Here is a 22162-nt window from a genome sequence, read left to right as displayed (position 1 = left end):
CGGCGGGAACCGCGATTTATACCCTGGAATACTATGCTGATCCCATCAAAACTGAGCCGCCCGGTACGGCTGCAAAATACCGTGATCCGCGATCGCCTGCTGGCCAAACTGGCCAGCGCGGGCAACTATCGCCTGACACTGGTCAATTGCCCGGCGGGATACGGGAAAACCACGCTGATCGCCCAATGGGCGGCCGGCAAGGCCGATCTGGGCTGGTATTCGCTGGATGAAAGCGACAACCAGCCGGAGCGCTTCGCCAGCTACCTGATCGCCGCGCTGCAGCAGGCCAGCGGCGGCCGCTGCGTCAAGAGCGAGGTGCTGAGCCAGAAACACCAGTACGCCAGCCTGTCGGCGTTGTTCGCCCAGCTGTTTATCGAGCTGGCCGACTGGCACCAGCCGCTGTACCTGGTGATCGACGACTACCACCTGATCACCAACGACGCCATCCACGAAGCCATGCGCTTCTTCCTGCGCCATCAGCCGGAAAACCTGACGCTGATCCTGCTCTCACGCACCCTGCCGCCGCTCGGCATCGCCAATTTGCGGGTGCGCGATCAGCTGCTGGAAATGGGCACGCAGCAGCTGGCGTTCACCCATCAGGAAGCCAAACAGTTCTTCGACTGCCGCCTGGCGGCGCCGATGGAACAGCAGGACAGCAGCCGCCTGTGCGACGAAGTCGAAGGCTGGGCCACCGCGCTGCAGCTGATCGCGCTGTCGGCCCGCCAGTCCGCCTCGTCGGCTCAGCTGTCGGCCAAGCGCCTGGCGGGGCTGAACGCCAGTCACCTGTCCGACTACCTGGTAGACGAAGTGCTGGACCACGTCGATACCGATGCGCGCGCTTTCCTTCTGCGCTGTTCGGTGCTGCGTTCGATGAACGATGCGCTGATCGTGCGACTGACCGGCGAAGACAACGGCCAGCAGCGGCTGGAGGAGCTGGAGCGCCAGGGGCTGTTTATCCACCGCATGGACGACACCGGCGAATGGTTCAACTTCCACCCGCTGTTCGCCTCTTTCCTGCGCCAGCGTTGCCAGTGGGAACTGGCGCTGGAGCTGCCGGGGTTGCACCGCGCCGCCGCCGAGGGCTGGCTGGCGCTGGGGTATCCGGCGGAGGCCATTCACCACGCGTTGGCGGCCAGCGACGTCAGCATGCTGCGCGATATCCTGCTGCAACACGCCTGGTCGCTGTTCCACCACAGCGAACTGGCCTTGCTGGAGGAGTGCCTCAACGCGCTGCCCTATGAGCGCCTGATCCAAAACCCCAAGCTGGCGCTGCTGCAGGCCTGGCTGGCGCAGAGCCAGCACCGCTACAGCGAGGTCAATACCCTGCTGGAGCGCGCCGAGCGCACCATGCGCGAACAGAAAATCGAGATAGACCAAACGCTGCACGCCGAGTTCGACGCCCTGCGCGCCCAGGTGGCGATCAACGCCGGCAAACCGGAAGAAGCCGAGCGGCTGGCGACCGAAGCGTTAAAATTCCTGCCGCTGTCCAGCTACTACAGCCGCATCGTCGCCACCTCGGTGACCGGCGAAGTGCACCACTGCAAGGGCGAGCTGGCGCGCGCGCTGCCGATGATGCAGCAAACCGAACAGATGGCGCGTCGTCATCAGGCCAACCATTACGCGCTCTGGGCGTTGCTGCAGCAGAGCGAAATTCTTATCGCCCAAGGCTACCTGCAGGCCGCTTACGAAACCCAGGATAAGGCCTTCGAACTGATCCGCGAACAGCACCTGGAACAGCTGCCGATGCACGAATTCCTGCTGCGCATTCGCGCGCAGATCCTGTGGTCGTGGTCGCGGCTGGACGAAGCGGAAGACGCGGCGCGCACCGGGCTGAAAATTCTGGCGAACTACCAACCGCAACAGCAGCTGCAGTGCATCGCCATGTTAGCAAAATGCTCGCTGGCGCGCGGCGATCTGGACAACGCCAATACCCATCTGCAGCGGTGCGAAGCCCTTCTGCACGGCGCTCATTATCATCGCGACTGGCTGACCAACACCGACAAATCGCGGGTGATCCACTGGCAGATGACCGGCGACACCCCCGCCGCCGCCCAGTGGCTGCGCCACACCGAAAAACCCGGTATGGCGGACAACCACTTCACGCAGGGCCAATGGCGCAACATCGCGCGGGTGCAGATCCTACTCGGCCAGTATGAAGAGGCCGGCGTAGTGCTGGATGAACTGAACGAAAATGCCCGCCGCCTGCGGCTGGTGAGCGATCTCAACCGCAATCTGCTGCTCAGCAACCAGCTGTACTGGCTGCAAGAGCGCAAGGGCGAAGCGCAGCAGGCGCTGATCGAAGCGCTGTCGCTGGCTAACCGCACCGGCTTTATCAGCCATTTCGTCATCGAGGGCGAAGCGATGGCGCAGCAGCTGCGCCAGCTGATCCAGCTCAACACGTTGCCAGAGCTGGAGCAGCATCGCGCCCAGCGCATCCTGCGCGACATCAACCAGCACCATCGGCACAAATTCGCGCATTTTGACGAGAACTTCGTCGATAAGCTGCTGACCCACCCGCAGGTGCCGGAGCTGATCCGCACCAGCCCGCTCACCCAGCGTGAATGGCAGGTGCTGGGGCTGATCTATTCCGGCTACAGCAACGACCAGATCGCCGGCGAGCTGGACGTGGCGGCCACCACCATCAAGACGCACATCCGCAACCTGTATCAGAAACTGGGCGTGGCCCATCGCCAGGAGGCGGTGCAGCAGGCGCAGCAGCTGTTGAAGATGATGGGGTACGGCGCGTAAAAACCCTGATATCCCTCTGGTCTTAAACGCCGCCGAGTTGGTTACAATAGCGGCGTCCCCCAATAACGAGGCAGTCAGCAGTATGGAACAGTTCGAAGCGATCAACGTTGAGCAGGCGTACACCCGCTGGAAAGAGGGCAGCGCCGCCCTGGTCGACATCCGCGATCCGCAAAGTTTTGAAGCCGGGCATACGCCGGGCGCCTTTCACCTCACCAACGCCACCCTGTCGGCCTTTATGCAGCAAAACGACTTCGAGCGGCCGGTGATGGTGATGTGCTACCACGGCAACAGCAGCCGCAGCGCGGCGCAATACCTGCTGCACCAAGGGTTCGACGCGGTCTACAGCATCGACGGCGGTTTCGAAGCCTGGGCCCGCCAGTACCCGCAAGACGTGGAAACCTCTGCCTGATCCCCGCCGCCCGCTGCGCATCGGCGGGCTTTCCCTTCGATTTTATGCGCGTTTTCGCGGGTTTTTCGCAGATCCGTTTGCCAGCGCTCAGGATTTCGACGTTATAATCGGCCGTCAGGGTCATCGGCGAGCAAGCCGCGGCCAAAATCATTCACTTACGACGGAAGAGCAATGGTTAGAGTAATCGCCATATCCAACCCGCGCCTGGCGCTGGCCTTTGTCGACTATATGGCGACCCAGGGCATCCGGCTTGAGCTGCGCAACAGCGGCGAGGCGGCGGAAATCTGGCTGGCCGACGACAGCCACCTCGAGCAGGTGCAACACGAGCTGCAGCAGTTTCTGGTCGATCCGCTCAACCGCCGTTATCAGGCCGCCAGTTGGCAGACCGGCCATACCGACGCCGGCCTGCACTATCAGAGCGAATCCTACCTGCACACCCTGCGCAGCAAGGCCGGGCCGCTGACGCTCGGCGTGATGGTACTGTGCATCGCGGTCTACATCCTGATGCAGGTGCTGGGTGACGATACCGTGATGTACTGGCTCTCCTGGCCGCAAGACAGCAGCCAATACACACAGCTGTGGCGCTGGGTCAGCCATGCGTTCCTGCACTTCTCCCTGCTGCATATTCTGTTTAACCTGATGTGGTGGTGGTATCTCGGCGGCCAGATGGAAAAACGCCTCGGCGCCGGTAAGCTGTTCGTGCTGGCGGTGGTGTCGGCCTTCTTCAGCGGCTGGGCACAATCGCTGTTCAGCGGCGCGCTGTTCGGCGGGCTGTCGGGCGTGGTCTATGCGCTGATGGGCTATGTGTGGCTGTCGGGCGAACGGGCGCCGGAGCGCGGCCTGATGCTGCCACGCGGCCTGATGGTGTTCTCGGTGCTGTGGCTGGTGGCCGGATATTTCGATATTTTAGGAATGTCGATCGCCAACGCGGCACACGTAGCCGGTTTAGTGTTAGGGTTATTGATGGCATTTTGGGATACGCGTCATCGCGCACACAACGAACAATAACAGCCGGGAGCTGTGCCCAGCGGGCATGGCGGGCGTTTTAGGGGATTATCGTGAAGCAAACACAGCGTCATGACGCAATTATCGAGCTGGTGCGCCTGCAGGGTTACGTCAGCACGGAAGAGCTGGTGGAACATTTTGACGTCAGCCCGCAAACGATTCGCCGCGATTTGAATGACCTGGCCGACCAGAACAAGATCCAGCGTCACCACGGCGGCGCGGCGCTGCCTTCCAGCTCGGTCAACGCTGCCTATAACGATCGCAAGGTGATGTGGTCGGAAGAGAAAGCCCGCATCGCGCAGCGCGTCGCCAGCCAGATCCCGGACGGCGCCACGCTGTTCATCGATATCGGCACCACGCCGGAAGCGGTGGCCCATGCGCTGATGAACCACAAGAACCTGCGCGTGGTCACCAACAACCTCAACGTCGCCACCCTGCTGACCGCCAAGGAAGACTTCCGCCTGATCCTGGCCGGCGGCGAAGTGCGCACCCGTGACGGCGGCATCATGGGCGAAGCCACCCTGGACTTTATCTCTCAATTCCGCCTCGATTACGGCATTCTCGGCATCAGCGGCATCGATATGGACGGCTCGCTGCTCGAATTCGACTATCACGAAGTGCGCACCAAACGCGCGATTATCGAAAATTCCCGCTGCGTGATGCTGGTCACCGACCACTCTAAATTCGGCCGCAACGCCATGGTCAACCTGGGCAACATGAACCTGATCGACTACCTGTTTACCGACCAGCTGCCGCCGCCGAGCGTGATGAAAATCATCGAGCAGTACGACGTGCAACTGGAGCTGTGCTGATCCGCTGTTAACCTGCGGGGCGCGCCGCCGCCCCGTTTCCTACTCCCCGCCCTCTTCATCGACAGCCGTTTGCGCGCTCGTGCCATATCCACATCATTTATGTGACTATCATCACCAAACTGTTACCTCTATCACGCCTAAATGTTTTTGTTTGGTTAAGTCTTGGCTTGCTTGTTGGTTTTTGATTACAATCATGAGCGAAAACGAACATGAAAGAGCTATTTCGAACATCTGGAGGAAGATGACGTGGAAACCAAAGACTTGATCGTTATCGGTGGCGGCATCAACGGTGCCGGCATCGCGGCGGATGCTGCCGGGCGCGGGCTGTCGGTACTGCTACTGGAAGCGCAAGACTTGGCCTGTGCTACGTCTTCCGCCAGTTCCAAACTGATCCACGGTGGCCTGCGCTACCTGGAACACTACGAATTCCGTCTGGTGAGCGAAGCGCTGGCCGAGCGTGAAGTGCTGCTGAAGCTGGCACCGCACATCGCGTTCCCGATGCGTTTCCGCCTGCCGCACCAGCCGCACCTGCGTCCGGCCTGGATGATCCGTATCGGCCTGTTCCTGTACGATCACTTGGGCAAACGCACCAGCCTGCCGGGCAGCAAGGGGTTGCGCTTTGGACCAGAGTCGGTGCTGAAGCCTGAACTGAAGCGCGGTTTCGAATATTCCGACTGCTGGGTCGACGATGCTCGCCTGGTGGTGCTGAACGCGCAGGAAGTGGAAAAACGCGGCGGCGAAGTGCGCACCCGCACCAAAGTGACCCGCGCATGGCGTGAAAACGGCCTGTGGATGGTGGAAGCGGTCGATATCGACAGCGGCAAAACCTTCACCTGGCGCGCCAAAGGCCTGGTGAACGCCACCGGCCCGTGGGTGAAAAACTTCTTCGACGACGGCCTGAAGCTGAAATCGCCTTACGGCATCCGTCTGATCAAAGGCAGCCACATCGTGGTGCCGCGCGTGCACGATCAGCCGCAGTCTTACATTCTGCAGAACGAAGACCACCGCATCGTGTTCGTGATCCCGTGGAATGACGAGTTCTCCATCATCGGCACCACCGACGTGGAGTACAAAGGCGATCCGAAGGACGTGAAGATCGACGAGAACGAAATCGCTTATCTGCTGAAAGTGTACAACGATCACTTCAAGAAGCAGCTGGGCCGCGACGACATCGTCTGGACTTACTCCGGCGTGCGTCCGCTGTGCGACGACGAGTCCGATTCACCGCAGGCGATCACCCGCGATTACACGCTGGACGTGCACGATGAGCAGGGCAAAGCGCCGCTGCTGTCGGTCTTCGGCGGCAAGCTGACCACCTACCGCAAGCTGGCCGAGCATGCGATGGAAAAACTGGCCCACTACTACCCAGGCTGCGGCCCGGCGTGGACCAAAAACGCCACGCTGCCGGGCGGTGACATCGACGGCGACCGCGACGGCTACGCGGCCAAACTGCGCCGTGCGCACGGCTGGTTGCCGGAAGCTCTCGCGCGCCGCTATGCCCGCACCTACGGCAGCCAGAGCGAGCTGATCCTGGCCGGCGCCAACGGCCTCGCCGATCTGGGCGAAGATTTCGGCCACGGTCTGTATGAAGCCGAGCTGCGCTACCTGACCGAGAAAGAGTGGGTCGTAGAGCTGGCCGACGCCATCTGGCGCCGTACCAAGCTGGGTATGTGGCTGGACGAGGCGCAGCAGGCGCGAGTGAAAGCCTGGCTGGCAGAACACGCGAAAACGAAAGCGCTGTCTCTGGCTTCCTGAGCCGCAGCGTAACGAAAAAACGAAAAAGGGCCGATTATCCGGCCCTTTGCTTTTTTCCTGCCCCGCTTTACAGCTTCACCGGCTGAATGTGCCAGATTTCGTCCGCGTATTCCTGAATGGTGCGATCGGAGGAGAAGTAGCCCATGTTGGCGATGTTCAGCACCGCGCGCCGCGTCCATTCGTCCTGATTGAGATAGACCTCGTCCACCTTGTCCTGCGTGTCCACATAGCTGCGGTAATCCGCCAACAGCTGATAGTGGTCGCCGAGGTTGACCAGCGAGTCGAACAGATTGCCATAGCGTTTCGGCTCTTCCGGGCTGAACACGCCGGTGGCGATCTGCGTCAGCGCCTGATGCAGCTCCGGGTCTTGCTCATAGTACTGGCGCGGGTTGTAACCGTTGCGGCGCAGCTCCTCGACCTGCTCGGCGGTATTGCCGAAGATAAAGATGTTCTCCTCCCCCACGTGCTCGCGCATCTCGACGTTGGCGCCGTCCAGCGTGCCGATGGTCAGCGCGCCGTTCAGCGCGAACTTCATATTGCTGGTGCCCGAGGCCTCGGTGCCCGCCAGCGAGATCTGTTCGGACAGATCCGCCGCCGGGATGATGATCTGCGCCAGGCTGACGCCGTAGTTCGGAATGAACACCACCTTCAGTTGGGTATGCACGCGCGGATCGTTGTTGATCACTTTGGCCACGTCGTTGATCAAGCGGATGATCTGCTTGGCGGCATAGTAGGCCGAGGCCGCCTTGCCGGCGAAGATCACCACCCGCGGCACACGCTCGATCTCCGGATCGTCCAGCAAACGGTTATACAGCGTGATGACATGCAGCACGTTGAGCAGCTGCCGTTTGTACTCGTGGATGCGCTTGATCTGCACGTCGAACAACGCATCCGGGTTGACCACCACGTTGAGCGTTTTGGCGATATACAGCGCCAGCCGCTCCTTGTTCTGCCGCTTGGCACGCTGTACCGCCTGCAGGAAGCTCGGGTAGTCGATATTGGCCTGGATCTCGCTCAGCTGGCTGAGATCGGTGCGCCAGGTTTGGCCGATGCAGTCGTCCAGCACCGCCGCCAGCGGCGGGTTGGCCAGCGCCAGCCAACGACGCGGCGTTACCCCGTTGGTTTTGTTGCAGAAACGAGTCGGGAACAGCCGGGCGAAGTCGGCGAACAACGACTGCACCATCAGTTCAGAATGCAGGGCGGAAACGCCGTTGACCTTGTGGCTGGCCACCACCGCCAGCCACGCCATGCGCACCCGGCGGCCGTTGGTTTCGTCGATGATCGAGACCCGCGCCAGCAGATCGTTGTCGCCCGGCGCCACTTCCTGCACCATCTTGAGGAAGTGATCGTTGATTTCGAAAATCAGCTGCAGGTGGCGCGGCAAGATGCGGCCTATCATGTCCAGCGGCCAGGTTTCCAGCGCCTCGCTCATCAGCGTGTGGTTGGTGTAAGAGAACACCTGCTCCACCACTTCCCAGGCGTCGAGCCACTTGAATTTGTGCTCGTCGATCAGCCGGTGCATCAGCTCGGGAATCGACAATACCGGGTGGGTGTCGTTGAGGTGAATGGCGATTTTGTCCGCCAGGTTGTCGAAGGTTTTGTGCATCAGCCAATGGCGATTGAGGATATCCTGTACCGTGGCCGACACCAGGAAATACTCCTGCCGCAGCCGCAGTTCGCGCCCGGAGGAGGTCGAATCGTCCGGATACAGCACGCGCGACACGTTCTCCGAATGGTTTTTATCTTCCACCGCCGCGAAGTAATCGCCCTGGTTGAACTTGCCGAGGTTGATCTCGTTACTGGCCTGCGCGCCCCATAACCGCAGCGTGTTGGTGGCGTCAGTGTCAAAACCGGGGATCACCTGATCGTAGGCAATGGCCACGACTTCTTCGGTCTCCAGCCAACGCGCCTTGGCGCCCTCCTGCTGCACGCGGCCGCCGAAGCGCACCTTGTAGCGGGTGTTATGGCGCGGAAACTCCCACGGATTGCCGTACTCCAGCCAGTAGTCCGGCGATTCCATCTGTTGGCCGTTGACGATGTTCTGCTTGAACATGCCATATTCATAGCGAATGCCGTAGCCGCGCCCCGGCAGCGCCAGCGTGGCCAGCGAGTCGAGGAAGCAGGCCGCCAGCCGGCCCAGACCGCCGTTACCGAGCCCGGGGTCGTTCTCTTCCTCCAGCAGCTCCGCCAGGTTCAGCCCCATCTCATTCAGCGCATTGTCGATATCCTGATAGATGCCCATCGACAGCAGCGCGTTAGACAGGGTGCGGCCGATCAGGAACTCCATCGACAGGTAATACACCTGCCGCACGTCTTGAGACAGCTGGGCGCGGTTGGAACGCAGCCAGCGCTCCACCATGCGATCGCGCACCGCGAACAGCACGGCGTTCAGCCAATCGTGCCGGTTGGCGATAGCCGGATCCTTGCCGACGATAAACATCAGCTTATAGGCGATGGAGTGTTTCAGCGCTTCCACACTGACCGTAGGTGAGGTGTAACTAAACGGTGAAGTCATGGCTTTTTAATCCCTTGTAGGGAGCCCCGCCATTCGCCGCGGAATAGCGGGCTCCGCTGAACATGGACGCGGTACGCCGCGCCCCGACAATCTACCCTTACGGCTGCCCGCCGTGCGTCAACCCGAGACGCGAAACGCGGGCTACAAGCGTTGATAAAGCGATAAATACTCTTTCGCCGCCACCGGCCAGCCGAAGTCCACGCTCATGGCGTGACGCTGAACGTGGCGCCAGTGTTTCGGCCGGCTCCACAGCACCATGGCGCGGCGGATGGCGTTGCCCAGCGCAACGGCGTCGCAATCGTCGAACACAAATCCGCTGGCGGTGCCGTCGGCCAGGTTCTCTAGGGCGCAGTCCACCACCGTGTCCGCCAGCCCGCCGGTACGGCGCACCAGCGGCAGCGTGCCGTATTTCAGGCCGTAGAGCTGCGTCAGGCCGCAGGGCTCGAAGCGGCTCGGCACCAGAATGACGTCGGCGCCGCCGATGATGCGGTGGGAGAAGGATTCGTGATAACCGATCTGCACGCCGACCTGCTCAGGGTAGTCGGCGGCGGCGGCCAGAAACGCCTGCTGCAGCACCGCGTCGCCGGCGCCCAGCAGCGCCAACTGCCCGCCCTGCGCCAGCAATTCGGGCAACGCCTGCAGCACCAGATCGAGGCCTTTCTGGCTGGTCAATCGGCTCACCACCGCGAACACCGGCAGCGATTCGTCCACCTTCAGCCCCATGGCCTTTTGCAGATGCAGCTTGTTTTTGACCTTGTTTTTCAGATCGTCGGCGTCATAGCGGGCGCTCAGCCGCGGGTCGTGGGCCGGATCCCAAATTTTGTCGTCCACGCCGTTGAGGATGCCGCTCAACCTGCCTTGCCGCTGCCGCTCCTGCAGCAGCCCCTCCATGCCGTAGCCAAACTCCGGCCGGGTGATCTCGCGCGCATAGGTCGGGCTGACGGCGGTCACGTGGTCGGCATAAAACAGCCCGGCCTTGAGGAACGACATCTGGCCGTAGAACTCCAGGCCATAGACGTTGTAAAACGACGCCGGCAGCCACAGCTCGGTCACGTGATGGGCGGAGAACAGCCCCTGGTAGGCCAGGTTGTGCACCGTGAACACCGAACGCGCCGGGTGGCCGTTGGCGGCCAGATAGGCGCAGCTGAGACCGGCGTGCCAGTCGTGGGCGTGCACCAGCTGCGGGCGCCAGTAGCGATCCAGCCCCTTGGCCAGCTCGCAGGCCATCCAGCCCAGCAGCGCAAAGCGCCGGTGGTTGTCGGGGTAGGCGTACATGGACTGATCGTGGTACGGGCTGCCCGGCCGGTCATACAGCCAGGGCGCATCGATCAGGTAAATGCCCACGCCATGATAGGTGCCGTAACGCAGGCCCACCCGACCGGCGAACGAATCGATTTCCGCCACCAGCACGGTGTCCGGAATGCCGTTGCGTACGTCAGGGAAAGCGGGCAATAGCACCCGAACATCGGCGCCTTCGGCGATTTGCGCCGCCGGCAGTGCGCCAACCACGTCTGCGAGTCCGCCCGTTTTCAGCAGGGGGAACATTTCAGAACATACGTGTAAGACCTGCATTATCACTCCTGAAAGTCGGCCGAAGGCCTCTGGATAAGAAATAAAGCAGGCTTGCCGCTGTTATGTGTGCCGCGTTGCGCAAGCCATCGAACCGTTCATCGGGCGGCAGGCTATCGTTCTGCCGCCCACGTTAACTCACAATTTTGACAACATTTCGCGCGTCACCAGCACGATGCCGCCTTCCGAGCGATAAAAACGCTTGCTGTCCTCATCGGCGTTTTCCCCGATCACCATGCCCTCCGGAATGTGGCAGGCGCGGTCGATGATGCAGCGCCGCAGGCGGCAGGAACGGCCGACGTTCACGTCAGGCAACAATACGGTAGAGTCGATGGTGCAAAACGAGTTCACTCGCACGCGCGGGAACAGCACCGAATGCACCACCACCGACCCGGACACGATGCAACCGCCGGACACCAGCGAATTCATGGTCATGCCATGGCTACCGGAGCGATCCTGCACAAACTTGGCCGGCGGCAGCGGTTCCATGTGGGTGCGGATCGGCCAGGCGCGGTCGTACATGTCCAGCTCCGGCGTCACCGACGCCAGATCGAGATTGGCGCGCCAGTAGGCGTCCAGCGTGCCCACGTCGCGCCAGTACGGCGGCAGATCGGGGTTGGACGTCACGCAGGATAAGGTAAACGGATGTGCCCACGCCGCCTGCTGCGCGGTGATTTTCGGGATCAGATCCTTGCCGAAGTCGTGGCTGGAGCCGGGGGTCGACATATCCTCCTCCAATAGCTGGAACAGGTAGGCGGCATTAAAAATATAGATGCCCATGCTGGCCAGCGACATATCCGGGTTGCCCGGCATCGCCGGCGGATCGGTGGGTTTTTCCAGAAACTCGATGATGCGATCGCTTTCATCCACCTTCATCACGCCGAATTCGCCGGCTTCGCTGCGCGGCACCGGCAGGCAAGCCACAGTGCACTGAGCGCCCTTCTCGACGTGGTCGATCAGCATGCGCGAATAATCCATCTTGTAGATGTGATCGCCCGCCAGGATCACCACGTATTCGGCCTCGTAGCGGCGGATGATATCCAGGTTCTGGTACACCGCGTCGGCGGTGCCTTTGTACCAATGTTCGGTGCTGAGTCGCTGCTGGGCCGGCAGCAGATCGACGAACTCATTCATCTCCTCGTTGAGGAACGACCAGCCGCGCTGAATGTGCTGCACCAGCGTGTGCGACTGGTATTGGGTGATCACGCCGATGCGGCGGATGCCGGAGTTCAGGCAGTTCGACAAGGCGAAGTCGATGATGCGGAATTTGCCGCCAAAGTGGACGGCGGGCTTGGCGCGGGTGGAGGTCAAATCTTTCAGACGTGAACCGCGGCCGCCGGCCAGGATCAGCGCTACGGATTTAATCGGCAACTGGCGCGCCAACATCAGGGGGTCTTTATTTTCAAACCTAACCATAGCGGACTCCTTTTATTATTTCCGTACCAGTACGCAAAGCGAGCACGCGGCCTGGTGCCAGGCGGGCAATACCGCCCGTGAGTCTTCCTGAGTGAACGGGGCGACAACCTGCCAATCGCCTTCCGGCAACCTCATCTCCGTCGTTTGCGGCGTGGCGTTGATCAGCAGCAGCCAGCGCTGCGACAGCAGGATCTGCATGAGCGGCTCGCCCTGCTCCCACTGCTGCGCGTCGAGCGCCTGCCCTTGCGCGTTCAGCCACTGCACGCTGCCGTCATCCTGCTGCCACCAGCGGTCCTGCTGCAACGCGGGGATCTGGCGGCGCAGCGCGATCAGCGCCGCGACGTAATCGGTCAGCGCGTCGTCCGCCGTGGCCCAGTCGAGCCAGGTGGTGGCGTTGTCCTGACAATAGGCGTTGTTGTTCCCCTGCTGGCTGTGTCCCTGTTCATCGCCGGCCAGCAGCATCGGCGTTCCCTGGGACAGCAACAGCGTACCGAGCATCGCCCGCTGGCTGGCCCTGCGGCGTTGCACAATGGCGTCGTCGGCCACCAGGCCTTCGACGCCGTGGTTGTTGCTGAAATTGCGATCGCTGCCGTCGCGGTTGCCCTCGCCGTTGGGCTGATTGTGTTTCTCATTGAAGCTGACCACGTCTTGCAGGGTAAAACCATCATGGGCGGTCAGCATATTGACGGTGGCGTAAGGCGCTCGCCCGCGCTGGTTATACAGATCGCTGGAAGCGGCAAAACGCCGGGCGAACTGGCCGAGCGACACGCCGCTCTGCAGCCAGAAACGGCGCATGTCATCGCGGTAATGGTCGTTCCATTCGGCGAAGCGGCCGGGAAACGCCCCCACCTGATAGCCACCGGGGCCAACGTCCCAGGGTTCAGCGATGAGCTTGCAGCGCGACAGCACATCGTCCGCCAGCATCGCCTGGAACAGCGGGGCATCGCGATCGAACTCCGGCGTGCGGCCGAGCACGCTGCCCAGATCGAAACGGAAGCCGTCGACGTGGCACTCCCGTACCCAAAAACGCAGGCAATCCATCACCCAGGCCACGCCTTGCGGCTGATCCAACCGCAGCGTGTTGCCGCAGCCGGTGTCGTTGACATAGTCCCCTTCGGGCGTCAGCCAGTAGTAGCTCAGGTTATCGATGCCGCTCAGCGACAGCATCGGCCCGTCCCTATCCAGCTCGGCGCTGTGGTTAAACACCACGTCCAGGATCACCTCGATGCCGGCTTGGTGCAGCGCCTTGACCGCATCGCGGAATTCGTTCAGCGGCGTGGCATCGGTGCTCAGGCTGGCGTAGCGGTTGTCCGGCGCATAGGGCGCCAGCACGTTATAGCCCCAATAGTTGATCAGCCCCAACCGCTGCAGGCGCGGTTCGGAGGTATGTTGCTGCACCGGCAGCAGTTCCAGCGCGGTGATGCCGAGGCGTTTGAAGTGGGCGACCATCGCCGGGTGCCCCAATGCGGCGAAGCTGCCGCGCAGCGCCGGCGGGATCTTCGGGTGCAGCAGCGTCAGGCCGCGCACGTGCGCTTCATAAATCACCGTCTGGCCCCAGGGCGTGGCAGGCGGGCGATCGTCCTGCCAGTCATACCGTTCGTCCACCACCACACATTTCGGCATTAGCTCTGCGCTGTCGTGCGGGTCCGGCTGCTCGTAACCGCCGTGCAGGTGCGGGTGGTCCCCCACCGGCCCTTCCACCGCGCGCGCGGCTGGATCGAGCGCCAGTTTGTTGGGGTTGAAACGCTGTCCGTTCGCCGGGTCAAACGGGCCGTAGACCCGGTAACCGTAACGTTGCCCCGGCCTTCCGCCCGGCAAATAGCCATGCCAGATATCGCCGCTGCGCGCCGGCAGCGGCAGGCGCACTTCGCGCTGCTGGCCGTCGAACAGGCACAGCTCCACCCGCTCGGCGTGCGCCGAGTACAGGGTAAAGTTGATGCCTTCGCCGCCGTAATGCGCGCCCAGCGGCGCGGCGAGGCCGGCCGTCAGCTCCGTCATGGCGCCTCCCGCAGCAGATAAATGGTCGCCAGCGGCGGCAGCGTTACGCAGATGGAGAAGTCGCGGCCGTGGCTGCCGACCGCTTCAGAAGAGACCCGCCCCTGATTGCCGGCGTTGCTGCCGTGATAGTGGTGCGAATCGGTATTGAGGATCTCGCGGTAGTCACCGGCGCGCGAGAGGCCGATGCGGTAGCGGTAGCGCGGCACCGGGGTAAAGTTGCTGATGGCGATCAGCTCATTGCCCTGCGAATCGTAGCGCGCGAAGGCGAACACCGAGTTATCGTGATCGTCGACCACCAGCCACTCGAAGCCGTCCGGCCGGTAGTCGCGCTCGTACAGCGGCGCCTGCTGCCGGTAGCAGTGGTTCAGATCGCGCACCAGCCGCTGCACGCCGTTATGCCAGTTATCCAACCCTTCCAATAAATGCCAGTCGAGGCTGGTATCGAAATTCCACTCGCGCCCCTGCGCGAATTCGCAGCCCATAAACAGCAGCTTTTTGCCCGGATGCGCCCACATAAACCCGTAATAGGCGCGCAGGTTGGCGAACTTTTGCCAGGCGTCGCCCGGCATGCGGTCGAGGACCGATTTTTTGCCGTGCACCACTTCATCGTGCGAGATAGGTAACACGAAGTTCTCGGTATAGGCATACAGCATGCCGAAGGTCATCTGGTTGTGGTGATATTTGCGGTGCACCGGATCGCACTTCATATAATTGAGCGTGTCGTGCATCCAGCCGAGGTTCCATTTGTAGTGGAACCCCAGGCCGTTGGCGTCCGGCGGCAGAGTGACGCCGGGATAGTCGGTGGACTCCTCCGCCAGCGTCACCGCGCCCGGCTGCGCCTGGCCAATAGTTTGGTTGGTATAACGCAGGAAGGCGATGGCCTCCAGGTTCTCGTTGCCACCGTAGTAATTCGGCACCCACTCGCCGTCGGCGCGGCTGTAGTCGCGATAAATCATCGACGCCACCGCATCGACCCGCAGCGCATCGATACCGAAACGCTCCAGCCAATACAGCGCGTTGCCCGCCAGGTAGTTGCGCACCTCGTGACGGCCGTAGTTGTAGATCAGCGTATTCCAGTCCTGGTGGTAGCCCTCACGCGGATCGGCGTATTCGTACAGCGCGGTGCCGTCGAAATTCGCCAGGCCGTAGGCGTCGCTCGGGAAGTGCCCCGGCACCCAGTCAAGGATCACGTTGATGCCCGCCTCATGCGCCGCCGCCACGAACGCCCTGAAATCGGCCGGCGTGCCGAAGCGACGGGTCGGCGCATACAGCCCCAGCGGCTGATAGCCCCAGCTGCCGTCGAACGGGTGCTCGTTGATCGGCAGCAGCTCGATATGGGTGAATCCCATGTCCTTCACATAGTCGATAAGCTGCACCGCCAGCTCGCCATAGCTAAGCCAGAAGTGATTATCGGTGTGGCGGCGCCATGAGCCGAGATGCACCTCGTAGATGGCGATCGGCTGGTCAAAATCGTTGGCGCGGCGGCGCGCCGGCGTCGACGACACCCCCTCCGGCAGCGGCGCCACCAGCGAGGCGGTATCCGGGCGCATCTGCGCCTCAAAGGCGTAAGGATCGGCTTTCAGCTGGGTATTGCCGTAGCAATCGACGATTTCATATTTGTACAGCTGGCCGGCCCGCACGCCGGGCAGGAACAGCTCCCAAATGCCGTTCTCACGCCGCAGACGCATCGGATGGCGGCGGCCGTCCCAGAAGTTGAACTCCCCCACCACCGAGACGCGCTGGGCGTTGGGCGCCCAGACCGCAAAACTGACGCCGTCGATGCCATCCAGCGTAACGAGGTGGGCGCCCAGCCGTTCATAGGGACGCAAATGCGTGCCCTCGGCCAATAGCCAACTGTCGATATCCTGCAGCAGCGGGCCAAACCGGTAGGGATCGTCGACAGTCTGTTGGTGATCGCGCCAGCTGACCTGCAGCTGATAGCGGAAAGGATTTTTTCGCCGCGGCACCACGGCGCTGAAGAAACCGCGCGGATCGTCGCAGTTCAGCTGCACCAGCCGCCGGCCGGTTTGCTGTTCTACCAGCCAGACTGCGCCGGCGTCCGGCAGCAGCGCGCGCACCTGCAGACCGTTATCGGTCGCATGCATGCCAAGCAGAGCAAAAGGGTCGGCGTAATGGCCGGAGATGATCTGATCAATCACGTCACGATCGGGAAGTACAGGCATAGTCTTCTTCCTTAGATTAACAGCATGATCTAAGCACGGCTTGTTGGTTATTCCTTGGCCGTTTTGGTCATCATGCAATGCATTCGGACTCTAAAGCGTGATTGCGGTCGGTTATTGACCAATCTTTACTCTGCCGACCTGAATTTCGCTCTTTATGCTTATTTTTTGAAATATTTCAGTCATGGTGAAAAAGTGTTCACCCATGCGTTAAGCATAGCCAATGTCTGTTAAAAACTGCTCAGCATTGCTCAGGAAAATTCTTCATTAAGAAAACTGCCAGCCCGGCGGCGTCTGAATGCGGCGGCCGACGAGGCGATATGCGGGGTGGAGCCCAGTGAAACGAAGCTTGCGGTGACGTTGTCCGACGCGGTGCGCGGCGAACAAAAAGGCGGAAAATAAGGCTTTAGGGGGCTGAAATCAGCCAGCCCCCAGGAAGTGCGGGTTTACAACAGGATGCGCAGCATGCGGCGCAGCGGCTCGGCCGCGCCCCACAGCAGCTGGTCGCCCACGGTGAACGCCGACAGGTACTCTGGCCCCATGTTCAGCTTGCGCAGACGGCCGACCGGCGTATTCAGCGTGCCGGTCACCGCCGCCGGCGTCAGTTCGCGCATGGTCAGCTCGCGGTCGTTCGGGATCACGCGCACCCAGTCGTTGTGCGTCGCCAGCATCTGCTCGATTTCCGGCAGCGACACGTCTTTTTTCAGCTTCAGGGTGAACGCCTGGCTGTGGCAGCGCAGCGCGCCCACGCGCACGCACAGGCCATCGACCGGGATCACGCTGCCGGTGTTCAGAATCTTGTTGGTTTCCGCCTGGCCTTTCCACTCTTCGCGGCTCTGGCCGTTGTCGAGCTGCTTGTCGATCCATGGGATCAGGCTGCCGGCCAGCGGCACGCCGAAGTTATCGGTCGGCAGTTTGCCGCTGCGGGTGGCTTCGGTCACCTTGCGCTCGATATCCAGAATGGCGGAAGCCGGGTCCTGTAGCTCTTTCGCCACGTCGGCGTGCAGCATACCCATTTGGGTCAACAGTTCGCGCATGTGGCGCGCGCCGCCGCCGGAGGCCGCCTGGTAGGTGGCGACCGACGCCCACTCCACCAGATCGTTAGCGAACAGGCCGCCGAGGGACATCAGCATCAGGCTGACGGTGCAGTTGCCGCCGACGAAGGTTTTGATGCCTTTGTCCAGGCCCTGCTGGATCACCGCGTGGTTGACCGGATCCAGGATGATAATGGCGTCGTCCTGCATGCGCAGCGACGAGGCCGCGTCGATCCAGTAACCCTGCCAACCGCTGGCGCGCAGCTTAGGATAGACTTCGTTGGTATAATCGCCGCCCTGACAGGTAATAATGATATCGAGCGCGCTCAGTGCGTCGATGTCATACGCATCCTGCAGCGTGCCTTGCTGGCCGCCGAAGGCCGGCGCGGCAGAACCGTGCTGCGAGGTGGAGAAAAAGACCGGGCGAATGGCGTCGAAATCGCGCTCTTCCGTCATGCGTTGCATGAGAACCGAGCCGACCATTCCGCGCCAACCGATGAAACCAACGTTTTTCATAATATCTGTATCCCGCCCGGATAAGGGCTTATGTAGGTGATAACGAGTTGTGTGCAATATCTCCTCACCTTACAAAATGTCGGCGCGGGCGCAAAGTGAATTTATTCGATGGCTGAGGATTTCTCAGCAATCCTTCTTATAGGCAAGGACGCGGCCGAAAAGGCCGAGGCGTTTTCCCGATCACGAGGTCACCATGACAGAGATGATTTCCGCTACGGTATTGCTGTTTTTAATTATGGATCCGCTGGGCAATCTGCCGATTTTCATGTCGGTGCTCAAGCATCTGGAGCCGCGCCGCCGCCGGGTGGTGCTGATCCGCGAGCTGCTGATCGCCCTACTGCTGATGCTGATCTTCCTGTTCGCCGGCGAGAAAATTCTGGCGTTCCTCAACCTGCGTACCGAAACCGTCTCCATTTCCGGCGGCATCATCCTGTTTCTGATCGCCATCAAGATGATTTTCCCCACGCAGGAGGGGAACAGCTCCGGGCTGTCCGCCGGCGAGGAGCCGTTCCTGGTGCCGCTGGCGATCCCGCTGGTGGCCGGGCCATCGATTCTGGCGGCGCTGATGCTGCTGTCGCACCAGTATCCGCATCAGCTGCCCCATCTGGTGGCAGCGCTGTTGATCGCCTGGGGTCTCTCTGCGGCCATTTTGCTGATGTCGAACCTGTTCCTGCGCCTGCTGGGCAGCAAAGGCGTCAGCGCGCTGGAGCGGTTGATGGGGCTGATTCTGGTGATGCTGTCGACCCAGATGTTCCTGGACGGCGTGCGGGCTTACATGAAGCTGTAGGCGCCTGGCGGCGCCGACAACGGCCCGCGCTCAGCGGGCGGTAACGCGGCGAATATAGGCGAGCGTATCGGCGACCACGCCGTCCAGCGGCTGGTTGATGTCAATCGCTTGCACATCCGGCTCCTGCTCGCCCGGCTCTTCCAACGTGGCGAACTGCGAAACCAGCATCTGCGGTTTGAAGAAGTGACCTTTGCGCTGCTTCAGGCGCTCCTCGATCACCGCCTTGTCGCCTTTCAGGTAGAGGAAATGCAGGTTGCTATTCCCTTCGCGCAGGCGGTCACGATAGCTTTTTTTCAACGCCGAGCAGACCAGCAGCGACACGGGATTGGTGCGTTGCATGGCGAAGATGGCGTCGTTCAAGGCCGCCAGCCACGGGGCGCGATCGTTGTCGTCCAGCGCGTGCCCGGCAGCCATTTTGTTAATGTTGGCGCGCGGATGCAGATAATCGCCGTCCAGCATGGCGGCCTCGGCCTCGTGGGCGACAGTGCTGGCTACGGCGGATTTGCCGCTGCCGGATACGCCCATCAGGATAAATACGTGATTCTGCGGATTGCTCATTGTGTCATGCCCCTATGGGAACTGGCGCGAGCGCGCCAAATGCGTCCCAACTGATAAAGATACTCTGGAACGCCGACGCCCCGCAGGGCGCCGGATAAAGATTATACGACCGTCGCCAGCAGCAGACAGCCCACCAGGCCGCACACCGAGATGATGGTTTCCAGCACCGACCAGGATTTGATGGTTTCCATGATGCTCAGGTTGAAATACTCCTTGAACAGCCAGAATCCCGGATCGTTGACGTGCGAGAAGATGACGCTGCCGGAGCCGACCGCAATCACCATCAGCTCAGGGCTGACGCCGGTGGTAGCGATCAGCGGCGCGACGATGCCGCCGGCGGTGATTGCCGCCACGGTGGCGGAACCCAGCGCCAGACGCAGCGCGGCGGCAATTGACCAGGCCATCAGAATCGGCGAAACGTTGCTGCCTTCCATCAGGCCGGCGATGTACTGCTCGACGCCGCTGTCCACCAGCACCTGTTTAAAGGCGCCGCCACCGCCGATGATCAACAGCATCATCGCGATGATTTTAATCGAGTCGGTGATGGTGCCCATCACTTCATCCATGGTGCGGCCACGGTTCAGGCCGAAGGTGAAGATGGCGATCAGCACGGCGATCAGGGTCGCCATCACCGGGTCGCCGAAGAACTCGGCGAAGCGCAGCAGGCTGTGGCCCTTCGGCAGCACCATTTCAGCCACCGCGCGCAGCGCCATCAGGATCACCGGCACCAGCGACGTGGCAACGCTGACGCCAAAGCTCGGCATCTCCGCGTCGGTAAAGGTTTTCGGGTTGTACAGGCCTTCCGGCACCGGCTTGTCGATGCCTTTCAGGAAGCGGGCATAGACCGGGCCGGCCAGGATCACCGTCGGGATCGCCAGCAGCGTGCCGTACAACAGGGTTTTACCCATGTCAGCATGGAAGATGGTGGCGATGGCGGTCGGGCCTGGATGCGGTGGCAGGAAGCCGTGAGTCACCGACAGCGCGGCGGCCATCGGCACGCCGACGTACAGCAGCGGAATGCGTGCGGAGGCGGCGATGGTGAACACCAGCGGCAGCAACAGCACGAAGCCCACTTCGTAGAACAGCGCGAAGCCGACGGTGAAGCCGGTCAGCACCACCGCCCATTGAATGTGTTTTCTGCCGAACTTGTCGATCAGCGTGGTGGCGATGCGCTGTGCGCCGCCGCAGTCCGCCAGCAGCTTGCCGAGCATGGCGCCGAAGCCCATGATCAGCGCCAGGCTGCCCAGCGTACCGCCCACGCCGGCCTTGATGGAGCCGATGACCTTATCGACCGGCATACCCTGTGCAATCCCGACCGCCAGGGCAACCAGAACCAGAGAGATAAAGCCGTTCAGCTTGAAGCGGATCATCAGCAGCAGCAGCAGCGCTACGCCGCCTGCAACAATCACTAATGGCATAGTTTTTCTCCAACCTTTTATCGCGACTCTCTTTACGATAGGCGTAAAGCGTGCGGTTGTTTTATTTTTAGGCTCTTTCCCGGTGTTTAAGAAGAGCTGTAGGTGTTGTTGAGTCAGAGGTTCAGTCTTGCAGCAAGATGACCGCACACTCTTTGTTACCGGTATCATGATACCGGTAACAACATGAGCGCCGGAACCGGGTAAGCGGCTAAAATTCGCGTTCTGGGACAGAGATCAAACTTATGTCGGCAACGAGCGGCGGGCTTACAGGCGGGATAACCAGCGCGCCTCAGGGCGCGCTGCAAAAAGAAAGGGTGTTAAAACAGAACGTTAAAATGGCTCAGATACTGCCACCGGGGATCACAGTGAAACCGACGTCCACCATGCGTGGGCACACCGTTTCACCGCGCAGCCGGGCCAGCAAGCGCTCGGCGCCGATCTGCCCCATGCGTTCACGCGGCGTCAGCACGCTGGCCAGCTTCGGCACCATCACCTGGCCGATGTCATGGCCGTGGAAGCCGGCGATCGCCATGTCCTGCGGGATCGACAGCCCCTGCCGCTGGCACTCGAAGGCCGCGCCGATCGCCAGGTCATCGTTGGTGCAGAAGATACTGTCGATCTGCGGATAGTCGCGCTGCGCCACGCGCAGCAGTTCACCGCCGGCGGAATAGGAGGAAGATCGCGCGGTCATGATGCTGTACGGTTCCAGGCCGGATTCACGCATCGCCTGCTCATACCCCTGCTGCTTGATGATGGTACGTTCATCCTGACGGGCGCCGAAATAGACCACGTGACGGTGGCCGTGCGCGATGATCTGCTGGGTCATCTGGCGCGCCGCCTCGAAGTTGTTGAAGCCCACCGCCAGATCGATGCACGGCGAGACGCAGTCCATCAGCTCCACCACCGGAATGCCCGCCACCTCGATCATTTTCAGGGTGCGCGGCGTGTGATGGCGCTCAGACAGGATCAGGCCGTCGATATTGTAAGACAGCAGCGAGGTCAGACGTTCTTCTTCACGCTCCGGCAGGTAGCCATAGTGCGCCAGCATGGTCTGGTAGTTGTGCGCGTCGGTCACGCTTTCGATGCCGCGCAGCACTTCGGCGAACACCTGGTTGGTCAACGACGGCAACAGCACGCCAATCGCCCGGCTGGTGGCGTTGGAGAGGATGTCCGGCGCGCGGTTGGGGATGTAGCCCAGCTCATCCAGCGCGACGGCGATTTTTTGCTGCAGGGCGACGGAAACCTGGTCGGGATTGCGCAGATAACGGCTCACCGTCATCTTGGTCACGCCCACCTTGTCCGCCACATCCTGGAGTACCGGCCGTTTTTTCTTCATTATCAATGAACTGACTAACCATGAATGGGCAGTCATTTTAGCAAAAAAAACGGCGGGCCGATATTGTCGGTTATGCGACGGCCAACGCAAAAAGGGCTCACATCGT

The 22162-nt window shown here is 61.5% G+C and carries 15 protein-coding genes; 6 read left to right on the top strand and 9 right to left on the bottom strand.

The window, feature by feature from the left end:
• The first annotated feature begins 33 nt into the window (after positions 1-33).
• The 5 genes from malT to glpD all read left to right on the top strand — a co-directional run bounded on the left by malT (position 34) and on the right by glpD (position 6729).
• Positions 34-2748, top strand: coding sequence for an HTH-type transcriptional regulator MalT (malT, locus tag RE418_RS07615; protein ID WP_089181420.1), 2715 nt, complete (start codon positions 34-36; stop codon positions 2746-2748).
• An 82-nt stretch (positions 2749-2830) separates the two neighbouring features.
• Positions 2831-3157: a thiosulfate sulfurtransferase GlpE gene (glpE, locus tag RE418_RS07610; protein ID WP_004930790.1), complete on the top strand. Its 327-nt coding sequence runs from the start codon at positions 2831-2833 to the stop codon at positions 3155-3157.
• Positions 3158-3328: 171 nt separating this feature from the next.
• Positions 3329-4165, top strand: coding sequence for a rhomboid family intramembrane serine protease GlpG (glpG, locus tag RE418_RS07605; protein WP_049205574.1), 837 nt, complete (start codon positions 3329-3331; stop codon positions 4163-4165).
• Between the two features lie 50 nt (positions 4166-4215).
• On the top strand, positions 4216-4974 hold the full coding sequence (locus RE418_RS07600; RefSeq protein ID WP_004930797.1) for a DeoR/GlpR family transcriptional regulator: 759 nt from the start codon (positions 4216-4218) through the stop codon (positions 4972-4974).
• 246 nt (positions 4975-5220) lie between these two features.
• Complete coding sequence (gene glpD, locus RE418_RS07595; protein WP_043138961.1) at positions 5221-6729, top strand: glycerol-3-phosphate dehydrogenase; 1509 nt, start codon at positions 5221-5223, stop codon at positions 6727-6729.
• Positions 6730-6796: 67 nt separating this feature from the next.
• Here the strand turns inward: glpD and glgP are convergent, their stop codons facing one another.
• The 6 genes from glgP to asd form a co-directional block, all read right to left on the bottom strand.
• A complete protein-coding gene (gene glgP / locus RE418_RS07590; protein WP_025304564.1) occupies positions 6797-9244 on the bottom strand; it encodes a glycogen phosphorylase in 2448 nt (815 codons plus the stop codon).
• Positions 9245-9385: 141 nt separating this feature from the next.
• Positions 9386-10816 (bottom strand): glycogen synthase GlgA, encoded by a 1431-nt coding sequence (gene glgA / locus RE418_RS07585; protein ID WP_089181421.1) that lies wholly within the window; start codon positions 10814-10816, stop codon positions 9386-9388.
• Positions 10817-10951: 135 nt separating this feature from the next.
• The gene (gene glgC, locus RE418_RS07580) at positions 10952-12229 is read right to left on the bottom strand and encodes a glucose-1-phosphate adenylyltransferase (RefSeq protein WP_025304566.1); all 1278 of its coding nucleotides are present in this window, start codon (positions 12227-12229) and stop codon (positions 10952-10954) included.
• A gap of 15 nt (positions 12230-12244) precedes the next feature.
• Positions 12245-14227: a glycogen debranching protein GlgX gene (glgX, locus tag RE418_RS07575; protein WP_089181422.1), complete on the bottom strand. Its 1983-nt coding sequence runs from the start codon at positions 14225-14227 to the stop codon at positions 12245-12247.
• Positions 14224-16410, bottom strand: a complete 2187-nt coding sequence (gene glgB / locus RE418_RS07570; protein WP_089181423.1) for a 1,4-alpha-glucan branching enzyme — start codon at positions 16408-16410, stop codon at positions 14224-14226. Before glgB ends, glgX begins: the two co-directional genes overlap by 4 nt.
• Before the next feature lie 443 nt (positions 16411-16853).
• Positions 16854-17957, bottom strand: a complete 1104-nt coding sequence (gene asd / locus RE418_RS07565) for an aspartate-semialdehyde dehydrogenase (RefSeq protein WP_016930397.1) — start codon at positions 17955-17957, stop codon at positions 16854-16856.
• Between the two features lie 193 nt (positions 17958-18150).
• Between asd and RE418_RS07560 the strand changes: the two genes are divergently transcribed.
• Entirely contained in the window at positions 18151-18744 is a 594-nt protein-coding gene (locus tag RE418_RS07560; RefSeq protein WP_004930825.1) for a YhgN family NAAT transporter, read from the top strand.
• Between the two features lie 30 nt (positions 18745-18774).
• Here the strand turns inward: RE418_RS07560 and gntK are convergent, their stop codons facing one another.
• The 3 genes from gntK to gntR form a co-directional block, all read right to left on the bottom strand.
• Positions 18775-19302: a gluconokinase gene (gene gntK, locus RE418_RS07555; protein ID WP_016930399.1), complete on the bottom strand. Its 528-nt coding sequence runs from the start codon at positions 19300-19302 to the stop codon at positions 18775-18777.
• 101 nt (positions 19303-19403) lie between these two features.
• Positions 19404-20720 (bottom strand): gluconate transporter, encoded by a 1317-nt coding sequence (gene gntT, locus RE418_RS07550; RefSeq protein ID WP_016930400.1) that lies wholly within the window; start codon positions 20718-20720, stop codon positions 19404-19406.
• A gap of 340 nt (positions 20721-21060) precedes the next feature.
• Positions 21061-22056: a gluconate operon transcriptional repressor GntR gene (gene gntR / locus RE418_RS07545; protein ID WP_025304569.1), complete on the bottom strand. Its 996-nt coding sequence runs from the start codon at positions 22054-22056 to the stop codon at positions 21061-21063.
• Positions 22057-22162 lie beyond the last annotated feature (106 nt).

The organism is Serratia sp. szju (assembly GCF_044594185.1).
Lineage (GTDB): Bacteria > Pseudomonadota > Gammaproteobacteria > Enterobacterales > Enterobacteriaceae > Serratia > Serratia bockelmannii.
This window is presented reverse-complemented; position numbering and strand designations above follow the sequence as displayed.

Excerpts from the sequence above, each read along its gene's own strand:
- malT (WP_089181420.1), top strand. The coding sequence starts at position 34 with ATGCTGATCCCATCAAAACTGAGCCGCCCGGTACGGCTGCAAAATACC.
- glpE (WP_004930790.1), top strand. The coding sequence starts at position 2,831 with ATGGAACAGTTCGAAGCGATCAACGTTGAGCAGGCGTACACCCGCTGG.
- glpG (WP_049205574.1), top strand. The coding sequence starts at position 3,329 with ATGGTTAGAGTAATCGCCATATCCAACCCGCGCCTGGCGCTGGCCTTT.
- glgP (WP_025304564.1), bottom strand. The coding sequence starts at position 9,244 with ATGACTTCACCGTTTAGTTACACCTCACCTACGGTCAGTGTGGAAGCG.
- glgA (WP_089181421.1), bottom strand. The coding sequence starts at position 10,816 with ATGCAGGTCTTACACGTATGTTCTGAAATGTTCCCCCTGCTGAAAACG.
- glgC (WP_025304566.1), bottom strand. The coding sequence starts at position 12,229 with ATGGTTAGGTTTGAAAATAAAGACCCCCTGATGTTGGCGCGCCAGTTG.
- glgX (WP_089181422.1), bottom strand. The coding sequence starts at position 14,227 with ATGACGGAGCTGACGGCCGGCCTCGCCGCGCCGCTGGGCGCGCATTAC.
- glgB (WP_089181423.1), bottom strand. The coding sequence starts at position 16,410 with ATGCCTGTACTTCCCGATCGTGACGTGATTGATCAGATCATCTCCGGC.
- asd (WP_016930397.1), bottom strand. The coding sequence starts at position 17,957 with ATGAAAAACGTTGGTTTCATCGGTTGGCGCGGAATGGTCGGCTCGGTT.
- RE418_RS07560 (WP_004930825.1), top strand. The coding sequence starts at position 18,151 with ATGACAGAGATGATTTCCGCTACGGTATTGCTGTTTTTAATTATGGAT.
- gntK (WP_016930399.1), bottom strand. The coding sequence starts at position 19,302 with ATGAGCAATCCGCAGAATCACGTATTTATCCTGATGGGCGTATCCGGC.
- gntT (WP_016930400.1), bottom strand. The coding sequence starts at position 20,720 with ATGCCATTAGTGATTGTTGCAGGCGGCGTAGCGCTGCTGCTGCTGCTG.
- gntR (WP_025304569.1), bottom strand. The coding sequence starts at position 22,056 with ATGAAGAAAAAACGGCCGGTACTCCAGGATGTGGCGGACAAGGTGGGC.